This window comes from Nonomuraea sp. NPDC001684 (assembly GCF_053596515.1).
This window is the reverse complement of sequence record NZ_JBSFGJ010000323.1, coordinates 1-10,708: the sequence shown is the minus strand read 5'-3', so window position 1 is coordinate 10,708 and position 10,708 is coordinate 1. Positions and strand designations below refer to the sequence as shown.

Genomic DNA, 10,708 nt, shown 5'->3' with positions numbered 1-10,708 from the left:
GGGACGGTCACGGCATGGCCGGTCAGTCGGCCGTCGTGGCAGGCGATGCCGCCGCCCGGGGCGCAGGCCAGCGCGTGCGTCAGCGACGGATCCACCGTCCAGACGACCGTCTCCCTGTCGATCCAGTGGGCCCGCGCCTCGCCGTCGCCGATCGCGGTCACGTAGATCATGGTGCCCGCCCGGCGGCGGCCCATGCGAGGACGCCGCGCCGGGCGGCGCAACCCGGTCAGGGGCCGGACGCAGGCCCTAGCTCTCGGTGACGTCGGTGCCGTCGGGCATCAGCATGGCCGTGCAGGCGTATTCGGCGTCCGCCCGGCCGTGGCCGCCGAAGGAGCACGCCTTGGCGGCGACGTTCCCTCCCAGGCTGAAGGCCATCGGCGACTCCAGCGCGTGCACCGCGAAGGCAAGCCCCCGATGTGCGGAAATGCGGCTTCCCCACAGGGCTCTGGGCGCCAGGAGAGGGCCGGATGACCCGCCTCCGTTTTCGTGACCGTGCCATTACTTTGCGTAATCAGTGACTTTGCGTGATCCTGGGCTCATGGACGGATTCCTGGACCCCACCTGCGGAGGCATGACCGAACTACGTGTGCACGGCGTCTCCGGCACCCCGCCGGCGAGCATCCTCAACCATCCCCACCCCCGCCAGATCGCCGGCGACGCCACCACCGGCTTCTACCGCCGCTGGTGGCCCGGCGGCCGGCCCGACGGCGAGCAGGACGACCTGCCCGGCGTCCGCCACCGCGAGGCCTACGCCTGGGGCGGCCTCACCTCGGGTGGCAGGACCATCGCGCTCTGGCTGCTCCTGCTGCCCTTCTCCCTGGCCAACCTGTCCTACTTCATGCTCCCCAGACCTCCGGCCGGCGCCCGTCTGCGGCACGTGGCCGAGGCGGCGCAGCGGCTGTTCGCGCTGCTGCTCACCGGCACCCTCGTGGGCGCGGTCACCCGGGCGAGCGTCGACCTCGTCGGCTGGCAGTGCACCGCGGCCGGCCGGGCCTGCGCCCGCGAGAGCGCGCCCGCCTGGGTCCACTGGATGAGCGAGTTGTGGGGCGCCGACCCGTCGCGGCGGCTGGCGGTCGCCGCGCTGGCGCCGTTCGCGGTGGTCGTGCTGCTGTGGTGGCTGGCGCGGCGCACCTGGGAGCGCGACGAGCAGACCGGCATCCCGCACGACGGCGGCTCGCGTCCCGGGCCGTTGCTGGCCCGGCCGCGGTTGTGGCACGGCGGCGCGCCCGTGTGGCGGTTGCGGGCGGTGCACGTCGCCTTCGCGCTGGGGTCGATCGGCCTGGCGGTGTCGGCGCCGTTCGTGGGCGACCCGCGGGGGCTGGCGCTGACGGCCGCCAACGCCGCCGTCCAGGTCGCCGCCGCCGTGCTGGCGGCGCTGCCCGGCATCGCCAGGCGGCTGGCCCCCGGCGAGACGGTCCCGCCCTGGCTCACCGGCGCGTGCCGGGCGCTGCGGGTGGCCGGGCCGCTGGCCTTCGTGGCCACGATCGCCGCCGCCCTGGCCGGGATGTCGCCCGCGCTGCCGGGGCGGCAGCTGCCCGGCATCGGCGTTGGAGCGTTCCAGTTCGCGCTGACTGTCGGGCTCGGGCTGTTCATCCTGGTGGCGACGTTCGTCCTGGCGCGCATGGACCGGCCGGCCGAGACCGGCGACCCGATCGAGCGGCGGGCGATGTGCGGCATGGCGGCCTGGTTCACGCTGATGGTGGCGGCCGGCAGCGCCAACGTGCTCGCCCTCGGCCTGCTGTTCTGGACCGCCACGTTCTTCGGCGTGCCGGCCTCGGTCGCCGAGCCGGGGCCGGTCGACCGCAGGCTCTACCTCGACGACCCGGTCTGGTGGACGGCCGCGCTCGTGCCGCTGCTGGTGATCGGGTTCGTCGCCGTGGCGGCCGAGCTGTGGCTGGCCCGCGGGTCGGCAGCCGCCGCGCTCACCCCGAAGCTGACCCCCTACTACGGCGCCTACGACCGTGACGTGGCCGGCAAGTGGGCGCTGGCCGCCCTCACCGACCGCGCCGGGCTCGTGCTGGCCGTGCTCACCGGCATCGGCGTGGCCGGTTCCGGCGCGGTGACCGTGATCTACCGATTCCACCTGTTCGCCCCGGTGGGTGGGCTGGCCGGGCTGCTGGCCTCGATCGGGAGCTGGGCCATGACGGCGATCGTCGTGGGCCTGGTCCTGCTGGGCCGCCGCACGTACAGCGACACGCGGCTGCGCCGCACGGTCGGCATCCTGTGGGACGTCTCGACCTTCTGGCCCAGGGCCATCCACCCGCTGGCGCCGCCCTGCTACACCGAGCGGGTGATCCCCGAGCTGCTCGCCCGGGTCAAGACCCTGACCAGGACCGCCGACGACGAGGTGGTGCTGTCCGGCCACAGCCAGGGCAGCGTGCTCACCGCCGCGCTCGTCCTCCAGGTACGGCCCGAGCTGCGGCCCCGGGTCCGGCTGCTCACCCACGGCTCGCCGCTGCGCCGCCTGTACGCCGCCTTCTTCCCCGCCTACTTCGGCACCCCCGGCCTGTCGGCGATGCGCGACGCCGTCCGCTGGACGAACCTGTACCGGCTGAGCGACCCCATCGGGGGGCCGGTCTTCCGCCGGGTCGACCCGTTCGGGCCGCGTCCGGCGGGCGAGGGGGAGCAGACCGTCGACCGGTTCTGCTGGGACCCGCTCCAGCCGGGGCCGGGCGAGCCGCTGCCCGAGGCGCGCTGGCACTCCGACTACTGGCTCGACCCGGCCTACGAGGAGACCCTGGCCCGGCTCACCAGGTCAGATGGAGTTCCTCGGGCGCGCGGTGGATGAGCGTGGCGGCCATCGCGACGTCCGCGCGGGCCAGCCGGAGACCGGGCAGCTCGGCCACCAGCAGCTCCAGCGTCACCCGGAGCTGCTCGCGGGCCAGGAACGCGCCGGGGCAGCCGTGCACGCCGTGCCCGAACGCCAGATGGCGGGCGCGCGGCCGGGTGATGTCGAAGACGTCGGGCCGCTCGTGCACCGCCTCGTCACGGCCGGCCGAGGCGAAGGAGACGAAGACCGTCGAGCCCTCGTCCAAGGGCGTGCCGGCCAGGGTGAGCGGCCTGGTGACGCGGCGGCGGAAGCCCTGGACGGGCGCCTCGTACCGGGCGGCCTCCTCGATCGCGGCCGGGATCAGCTCGGCCGGGCTCGCGCACAGCAGCTCCCACTGGCGGCGGTCGCGCAGCAGGCGGTGCACGACCGAGCCGAGCAGCGCGGTCGTGGTGAGGTGCCCGGCGAGCATGACGTTCTCGACGTTGGAGGCGATCTCGTCGCGCTGGGCGGCCGTCGGCTCGCCGGGGCCGGGCGCCAGGCCGCGCACCACCTCCCCGGTCAGGTCGCCGGATTCGCCTGAACGGGCGGCGTGGGCGGCCAGCAGCCGCCGCAGCGCGGCCACGTCGCGGGCGGCGGCGATCTGCTCGTCCTCGGGCATCGGGGTGAACAGCAGGTCCTCGGCCCGGAAGCCGCCCCTGATCGCGGTGGGCACGTCGGCCGGGTCCAGGCCCAGCAGGTGGCCGATCACGGCGGCGGGCAGCGGCCTGGCGTAGCGGGACATCCACTCGCCCCCGCCCGCCTTGACGAACGCGGTGACCAGGTCGGCGGCCGTGGCGGTGACGAACGGCAGGACGGCGGCCACCCGGGCGGGCGACAGGCCGCGGGTGAGCGGCCTGCGGTAGCGCCGGTGCGCCTCGCCGTCGGTGCTCAGCACCACGGGCGCGCCGCCCGGCACCCCGGCCAGCTCGGCGAAGGCCCGCGGGCTCGGGATCACGTCGGGCCGCAGGGCGCCCTGGGAGGAGAAGTCGTCCGGCCTGGACAGCACCTCGCGCACGTCGTCGTGCCGGGCCACCAGCCAGGCGTCCAGCTCCTCGACGAAGGTGAGCCCCGAGGCGGCGCGGGCGCGGGCGTAGAGCGGGTACGGGTCGCGGTAGAGCGCCTGTCGATCCACGCGTCCCATCGTCCGGCGTGGCCCGGGACGCCACAAGATCTGAAATTTTCTTTTAGTTCACTCCGAAGTCTTGAAACTTATATCCACGAACGATTGAGTTCGGTCGTGCAGACCCTCCGTTTCCTGGCCGCCGCCGCGCTCGTGTTAGGGCCGGTGGCCCTGAGCGCGCCCGCGCAGGCCGACCCCGCCCCGCCCGCCGAGGACGCGCTGAAGGCGTCCTCCTACCCGCCGCCCTCCACGCTGATCAGCCAGGCCACCGCCGGGCAGCCCCGGCTGGAGACGGCCAAGAGGACCCGGCCGGTCGCGCCGGGCCTCTCGCTGACCTCGTTCGACACCTACGACGCGCTGGGCTGGCTGCGCGCCGACGCGCTGACCGCCGACCTCGGCGGCGGCAAGGGCGGCCCCAGGGCCGACTACGTCTTCTCCGGCGAGGTGACCAAGACGGAGCCGCTGTCCGGCCCCGCCGGGCGCTCCCGCGCGGTGGCGGCGGTCAACGGCGACTTCTTCGACATCAACAACTCCGGCGCCGCCCAGGGCATCGGCGTGCAGGACGGCACGCTGGTCCAGTCGCCGGCCGCCGGGCACGACAACGCGGTCGCCGTCACCGGCGACGGCGTCGGGCGGGTGCTCAAGATGTACTTCGAGGGCACCGCCACGCCCTCCGGCGGCGCGCCGATCGCGCTCACCCAGTTCAACCAGATGGTGCAGAACGGCGGCGTCGGCCTGTTCACGCCGCTGTGGGGCTCCTACAGCCGGGCCCGCGCCGTCGAGGGCGCCGCCACGGTCGCCGAAGTCGTGCTGGTGGACGGCGTGGTCACCGAGGTGCGCAACGCCGCCGGCACCGGGCCCATCCCGGCCGGCACCACGATCCTGCTCGGCCGGGACGCCGGCGCCGCCGCCCTGTCGGCCCTGAAGGCCGGCGACCGCGTGGACGTGAAGTACCAGCCGAAGGCGTCGGACGGCGCCGCCGTCAAGGCGGCCGTCGGCGGCAACTACGTCCTGGTCAAGGACGGCGTCGTGCAGAACAGCAGTGACCCGGCCGCGCACCCGCGCACCGCCGTGGGCTTCTCCGCCGACGGCAGGAAGATGTACCTGCTGACCGTGGACGGCCGCCAGGCCGACAGCCGCGGCGTCACGCTCAACGAGCTGGCCGCCATGATGGTGGACCTGGGCGCGGCCAACGCGCTCAACCTCGACGGCGGCGGCTCCTCCACCCTGCTGGCGCGCGAGCCCGGCTCGGCCGAGGTGCAGGTGGAGAACAGCCCCTCCGACGGCGGCGAGCGCCACGTGCCCAACGGCCTGGCGCTGTACGCGCCCGAGGGCAGCGGCAAGCTCAAGGGCTTCTGGCTGGAGACCGCGAGCGACCCGGCCAAGGCGCCCGGCGTGGGCCCGGTCGCGGGCGGCCGCCCCGACCGCGTCTTCCCCGGCCTCACCAGGCGGCTGACCGCCGCCGGCTACGACGAGACGTACGGCCCCGCGGCCGGCACGCCGTCCTGGCGGGCCAACCCGGCCGTGCACGGCGTGATCAAGAACGGCAGGTTCCACGCCCTGGTGCCCGGCCAGACCACGGTCACCGCCGCGCGCGGCGGCGCCAAGGGCACGATCGGCCTGACCGTGCTCCAGCCGCTGCAGCGGCTCGGCGCCACGGCCGACCGGCTCGGCATCTCGGGCGCCGACGGCAGCGCCGCCTTCGGCGTGGTCGGTTACGACCACAACGGCAACTCCGCGCCCATCGAGCCGGACGACCTCACGCTCGACTACGACCGGAACCTGTTCGAGGTCACCCCGGCCGAGCACGGCTACTTCACCGTCAAGGCCCGGCAGGCCACCGGCTCCGGGCTGATCACCGCCAAGGTCGGCAAGATCACCACGGCCGTCCCGGTGACGGTCGGCTTCGAGTCCAAGCCGGTCGCCGACTTCGAGGACGCGGCCAAGTGGACCTTCGCCGCCGCCCGCGCCACCGGCTCGCTGTCGGCCGCGCCGGGCCAGAGCGGCGGCGGGCTCAAGCTGTCCTACGACTTCACCACCTCGACCGCCACCCGGGCCGCGTACGCCAGCCCGCCGCAGCAGATCGTGGTGGACGGGCAGCCGCAGGCGTTCGGGCTGTGGATCAACTCCACCGGCAAGGGGGAGTGGCCCAGCCTGGAGTTCTACGACGCGCTCGGCCAGTCGCAGATCCTGCGCGGGCCGTACATGACGTGGACCGGCTGGCAGTACGTCGAGTTCCCGGTGCCCGCCGGGGTCAACTACCCGCTCAAGCTCCGGCGCTTCTACGTGGCCGAGACCAGGGCCGACGCCAAGTACAGCAACGACATCCTGATCGACGGCCTGGTGGCCAAGGTGCCGCCGTCGATCACCGCGCCCGCCGTGCCCAAGATCTCCGACCCGGTGGTCAGGGCGGACGTGGCCAAGGCGCCCTGGCGGTTCGCGGTCATGTCGGACGCCCAGTTCGTGGCCAGGAGCCCCGACAGCGACATCGTCAGGAACGCCCGCCGCACGCTCAAGGAGATCAAGGCCGCCAAGCCCGACTTCCTGCTGATCAACGGCGACCTGGTGGACGAGGCGTCGCCGGAGGACTTCGCGCTGGCGAAGAAGATCCTCGACGAGGAGCTGGGAGGAGAGCTGAAATATCACTACATCCCCGGCAACCATGAGGTCATGGGCGGCAAGATCGACAACTTCAAGGCCGTCTTCGGCGACACGTACGGCACCTTCGACCACAAGGGCACCCGCTTCGTCACCCTGGACACCTCCCGCCTGAACCTGCGCGGCGGCGGCTACGACCAGGTCGCGATGCTCCGCTCCGAGCTCGACAAGGCGGCGAAGGACGCCTCCGTCGGGTCGGTCGCCGTGCTGTTCCACGTGCCGCCGCGCGACCCCACGCCGGGCAAGGGCAGCCAGCTCGGGGACCGGAAGGAGGCCGCGCTGGTCGAGGGCTGGCTGGCCGGCTTCCAGCGCGACACCGGCAAGGGCGCGGCCTTCATCGGCGGGCACGTGGGCACGTTCAACGCCTCGCGCGTGGACGCGGTGCCGTACTTCATCAACGGCAACTCCGGCAAGAACCCGGCCACCGCCCCCGAGGACGGCGGCTTCACCGGCTGGTCGCTGTGGGGCGTGGACCCCGTGACGCCCGCCGAGGCCGAGCACGTACGGCGCAACTGGTTCACCGACGCGCCCGACTGGATCGGCGCGCAGGTGCGGCCGCACGTGGACGAGCTGACGCTGACCGCGCCCGCGACCGTCGCCGTCGGCGCGCCCGCGCCGGTCACGGCGGCGATCCGGCAGGACGACCGGGCCGTCCCGGCCGCCTACCCCGTCTCCGTCACCTGGTCCGGCTCGCCCAACCTGCACGTCGGCACCCGCCAGACGGCCAAGCCGTGGCACGTGGCGGTGCTCGACCCGGGCACGGGCACGATCACGGCCCTGCGGACGGGCCAGGTGACGGTCGCGGTCACCGTCAGCGGGGTCACCCGCCAGGCGACCGTGGCGCTCACCGCCAAGGCCGCCGCCTGAGGCCCCCGGCCGGGGAGGAGCCACCCTCCCCGGCCAAAACCCTCCCAGATACCGAAATATCGGGATGAAGGGTTAAGAATCTAGGCAGTCATGGGATTTCCCCTTCTTCCTCTGGATAGCACTCCTGACGTGCGGGGACCTGCCCCCGCGAGGCGCGGGACCGGGGGAAGGACTGGGGGTTCGTCGGTGAACGCATGGACCTTCGAGGGACAACCCGGCGCGCTGGGCGACACGGTCACGCTCGTGGAGGGCGGCTCGTTCTGCGTGTGCCAGCACGGCGGCGACATCGTCCCCGGCGGCGCGCAGGGCGTCTACCACGCCGACACCCGTCTGCTGTCCCGCTGGATGTTGCGCGTGGACGACCATCCCGTCGAGCCGCTGCAGGTCATCATGGGCGAGCCGTACCACGCCACCTTCCTCGGCAAGGCCCGGCCGCGTCCCGGATGGGCGGAGAGCACGCTGCTCGTGGTGCGCGACCGCTACGTCGGCGGCGGGCTGCGCGAGGACCTCACGCTGCGCAACATGTCCGAGGAGGCCGCGGGCTGCGTCGTGTGCGTGCAGGCCGGCGCCGACCTGGCCGACCTGTTCGAGGTGAAGTCCGAACGCAGCTGGCCCGCCGAGGACGTCGAGATGAACCCCGGCGAACGCGGCATCGCGGTCTACTCGCCCAGCCGCGCCCGCGGCGCCAGGATCGCCGTCGAACCGCCCGGCACGCCGGTCGTCACCGCGCCGGGCCTGCTCACCTTCGACGTCGTGGTGCCCGCCCGTGGCGAATGGCACGCCACCGTGCTGGTGACGCCGGTCCACGAGGGCGAGGAGTCCTCGGCCCGGTTCCCGGTCGCCCATCCCCCCCACCATGCCGAGCCGGCCCGCCGCCTGGCCGAGTGGACCGCCAGCACCCCCGTCCTGGAGAGCACGAACGCCGCCCTCGTCGAGGCCCTGACCCGCTCCCGCGAGGACCTGGGGAGCCTGCGCCTGTTCGACCGCGACCATCCCGACGAGCCGCCCGCGATCGCCGCCGGCGCGCCCTGGTTCATGACGCTGTTCGGCCGCGACTCGCTGCTGACCTCCTGGATGGCGCTGCCGCTGGACCAGACGCTCGCCCTCGGCACCTTGCGCCGGCTGGCCCGGCTCCAGGGCGCCAAGGTCGACGCCCTGTCGGAGGAGGAGCCCGGCAAGATCATGCACGAGCTGCGCTTCGGCGTCCAGGACGGCTCCTCCCCGTACGGCGGGCGGGCCTACTACGGCTCGGTGGACGCCACCCCGCTGTTCGTCATGCTGCTCGGCGAGCTGCGCCGCTGGGGCGTGCACCGCGAGGCGGTCGAGGAGCTGCTGCCGCACGCCGACGCCGCCCTGGCCTGGATCGAGGAGTACGCCAGCCGCGACGGCTTCGTCTGGTACCAGCGCAAGACCGACCGCGGCCTGGTCAACCAGGGCTGGAAGGACTCCTTCGACGGCGTCAACTTCGCCGACGGCACCATCGCCCGCCCGCCGATCGCCCTGGCCGAGGTGCAGGGCTACGTCTACGCCGCCTACCTCGCCCGCGCCCACTTCGCCTGCCAGCAGGGCGACGAGGCCGCCGAGCGGCGCTACGTGCAGCGGGCGCGCGAGATCAGGGAGGCGTTCAACGAACGGTTCTGGCTGCCCGGCCCCGGCTACTACGCCATGGGCCTGGACGGGCGCGGCCGGCCCATCGACGGCCTCGGCTCCAACATGGGCCACTGCCTGTGGGCCGGCATCGCCGACGAGGACAAGGCCCGGCAGGTGGCCCGCCACCTGCTCTCGCCGGAGATGTTCACCGGGTTCGGGGTGCGCACGCTGGCCTCGTCCATGGGGGCCTACAACCCGATGAGCTACCACAACGGCTCGGTGTGGCCGCACGACAGCGCGATCATCGCCGCCGGGCTGATGCGCTACGGCCACGTCGAGGAGGCCCAGCGCATCGCCGTCGGGCTGCTGGAGGCCGCGCACGCCTTCGGGGGGCGGCTGCCGGAGCTGTTCTGCGGGTTCGGCAAGGAGGAGTACGGGCGGCCGGTGCCGTACCCGACGTCGTGCTCGCCGCAGGCGTGGGCCGCCGCCGCGCCCATCCAGCTCCTGCGCACGCTGCTGCGGCTGGATCCGTGGGTGCCGTACGGGAAGATGTGGCTGGTCCCGGCGCTGCCCGAGGGGTTCGGAGAGGTGACGATCAAGGGCATGCCGGTGGGCGACTCCAGGGTCGGGATCCGCGTCAGGGGCGAGGACGGCACGCCGCTGGTGTCCGGCCTGCCCGACGGCGTCGAGCTGGTCACCGAACCGCGCTGCCCGATCAGCGGCGCCTGCCGCTCCGGCCCCGCCCGCAGGGCGCACGGCCTGCCGGCGTTGTGACGACCGGACCGACACGGGGGAGGTGCTGGGATGACGACGGATTCCGAGGACGACTGGGAAGGCGCGCTGCGCATCGTGATGGTCGCTCCGCCCTGGGAGGAGGTCCCGCCGCGGGCCTACGGCGGGATCGAGCAGATGCTCGCCGACCTGATCACGGGCCTGTCCGCCCGCGGCCACGAGGTGACGCTGATCGGCGCGGGCAGCACCGGTCTCCCGGCCAAGTTCCTGGTCACCTACCCCGAGGCGCCCTCGGAGCGGATCGGCGAAGGGCTGCCCGAGGTGCTGCACGCCGCCCAGGCCTGGCGGGCGCTGGAAGGGCTGCCCGCCGACATCGTGCACGACCATTCGCTGGCCGGACCGCTTACGGCCCTCGGCCGGGCGACCCCGACCGTGGTCACCTGCCACGGCGATGCCGGCGGCGAGCTGGGCGAGGTGTACCGGGCGCTCGGCGAGCACGTCAACCTGATCGCCGTCTCCGACGCCCAGCGCGCCGACGCCCCCGACCTCAACTGGATCGCCACCGTGCACAACGCGCTCGACACCGCCTCCTTCCCCTTCCGGGAGCACAAGGAGGACTGGGTGCTGTGGCTGGGCCGCTTCTGCCACAGCAAGGGCCCGCACCTGGCCATCGACGCCGCCCGCGCCGCGGGCCGCCGCATCGTGCTGGCCGGCAAGCTCACCGAGCCGTGCGAGCACGTCTACTTCGACGAGCACGTACGGCCGCGGCTCGGCCCCGGGGTCACCTACCTGGGCGAGGCCGACGCCGGGCGCAAGCGCGAGCTGCTGGCCGCCGCCCGGTGCATGGTCTTCCCCATCCAGTGGGAGGAGCCGTTCGGCATGGTGGTGATCGAGGCCATGGCCTGCGGCACGCCCGTCGTCGCCATCGGCCG

At 73.8% G+C, this 10,708-nt stretch carries 7 protein-coding genes; 4 read left to right on the top strand and 3 right to left on the bottom strand.

Features of this window, described 5'->3' with window-relative positions; translation table 11 throughout:
• A partial coding sequence (locus tag ACWCSD_RS37650; protein WP_449922111.1) for a hypothetical protein occupies window positions 1–194 on the bottom strand: 194 nt, incomplete at its 3' end.
• 52 nt (window positions 195–246) lie between these two features.
• Window positions 247–375 (bottom strand): hypothetical protein, encoded by a 129-nt coding sequence (locus ACWCSD_RS37645; protein ID WP_449922109.1) that lies wholly within the window; start codon window positions 373–375, stop codon window positions 247–249.
• 196 nt (window positions 376–571) lie between these two features.
• On the opposite strand from ACWCSD_RS37645, the gene ACWCSD_RS37640 reads away from it, so the two are divergent.
• On the top strand, window positions 572–2,788 hold the full coding sequence (locus ACWCSD_RS37640) for a hypothetical protein (protein ID WP_449922107.1): 2,217 nt from the start codon (window positions 572–574) through the stop codon (window positions 2,786–2,788).
• On the opposite strand, the gene ACWCSD_RS37635 is transcribed toward ACWCSD_RS37640, so the two are convergent.
• Window positions 2,748–3,941 (bottom strand): cytochrome P450, encoded by a 1,194-nt coding sequence (locus ACWCSD_RS37635; protein ID WP_449922105.1) that lies wholly within the window; start codon window positions 3,939–3,941, stop codon window positions 2,748–2,750. The two genes, ACWCSD_RS37640 and ACWCSD_RS37635, sit on opposite strands and share 41 nt — an antisense overlap.
• 105 nt (window positions 3,942–4,046) lie before the next feature.
• On the opposite strand from ACWCSD_RS37635, the gene ACWCSD_RS37630 reads away from it, so the two are divergent.
• The 3 genes from ACWCSD_RS37630 to ACWCSD_RS37620 form a co-directional block, all read left to right on the top strand.
• Window positions 4,047–7,454, top strand: coding sequence for a phosphodiester glycosidase family protein (locus ACWCSD_RS37630; protein WP_449922103.1), 3,408 nt, complete (start codon window positions 4,047–4,049; stop codon window positions 7,452–7,454).
• A 186-nt stretch (window positions 7,455–7,640) separates the two neighbouring features.
• The gene (locus ACWCSD_RS37625) at window positions 7,641–9,818 is read left to right on the top strand and encodes an amylo-alpha-1,6-glucosidase (RefSeq protein ID WP_397156368.1); all 2,178 of its coding nucleotides are present in this window, start codon (window positions 7,641–7,643) and stop codon (window positions 9,816–9,818) included.
• Between the two features lie 30 nt (window positions 9,819–9,848).
• The coding region (locus ACWCSD_RS37620) for a glycosyltransferase (RefSeq protein ID WP_449922100.1) at window positions 9,849–10,708 on the top strand (860 nt) is incomplete at its 3' end.